The 840-nt window shown below is 58.7% G+C and carries 1 protein-coding gene; it reads left to right on the forward strand.

Translation table 11 applies throughout. The features are described 5' to 3' along the window. Positions 1-48: 48 nt before the first annotated feature. Complete coding sequence (locus tag WP12_RS00050) at positions 49-756, forward strand: IS6 family transposase (protein WP_044663628.1); 708 nt, start codon at positions 49-51, stop codon at positions 754-756. The last annotated feature ends 84 nt before the right edge of the window (positions 757-840 follow it).

Raw genomic sequence — 840 nt, forward strand, 5'->3', positions numbered from 1 at the left:
GGCATTGTCAAGTTGCCACAGCCGGCCGCGCCTCGATAAAATGATGAGATGACAGGTTCTCAACTTTACCGCGGTTTCCGCTACCCTCGGGAGATCATCAGCCATGTGGTGTGGCTCTACTTCCGGTTCTCGCTGAGCTTTCGCGACATCGAGGAATTGATGGCAAGCCGGGGTATCGTCGTGACTTACGAGACGATTCGCCAATGGACTCTGCGGTTCGGCCAGCAATACGCTGCTGAGCTGCGCCGACGTCAGCCACGACGGGGCGACAAATGGCACCTCGACGAGGTCGTGCTGACGATCAAGGGAAAGCATCATTACCTCTGGCGTGCAGTTGACCAGGACGGCCATGTCCTGGATGTCCTCGTGCAGAGCAGGCGTGACCGGCAGGCGGCCAAGCGGTTCTTTCGCAAGCTTCTCAAGGGCTTGCGCTACGTGCCGCGGGTTCTGATTACTGACAAGCTCAAGAGTTATGCGGCCGCTAAGGCTCAGATCATGCCGGGCGTAGAGCATCGCCAGCACAAGGGTTTGAACAACCGGGCCGAGCTATCGCACCAACCGACGCGCCAGCGAGAACGGCAGATGCGCCGCTACAAGTCACCGAGGCACGCGCAGCGTTTTCTATCCGCGCATGGGCCGATCAACAACGTCTTCCGATGCCAGCGCAACCGCCTGTCGGCGCAGCAGTACCGGCACGTGCGTACTCAAGCGTTTTCTCTCTGGAATGAGGTCACCGATGTAGCGAAGAATGCATAACCTGGGACATTTGTTATCCGAGCCGCGGCCATTTCGCTCCGGATTCCGAAACTCGTCTCGTCGGCTCAGCAACTTGACAATGCC

It is taken from the genome of Sphingomonas sp. SRS2, assembly GCF_000971055.1.
GTDB lineage: Bacteria > Pseudomonadota > Alphaproteobacteria > Sphingomonadales > Sphingomonadaceae > Rhizorhabdus.

What these genes read in the sequence shown, in the direction of transcription:
- WP12_RS00050 (WP_044663628.1), top strand. Translation starts at nt 49, where the DNA reads ATGACAGGTTCTCAACTTTACCGCGGTTTCCGCTACCCTCGGGAGATC.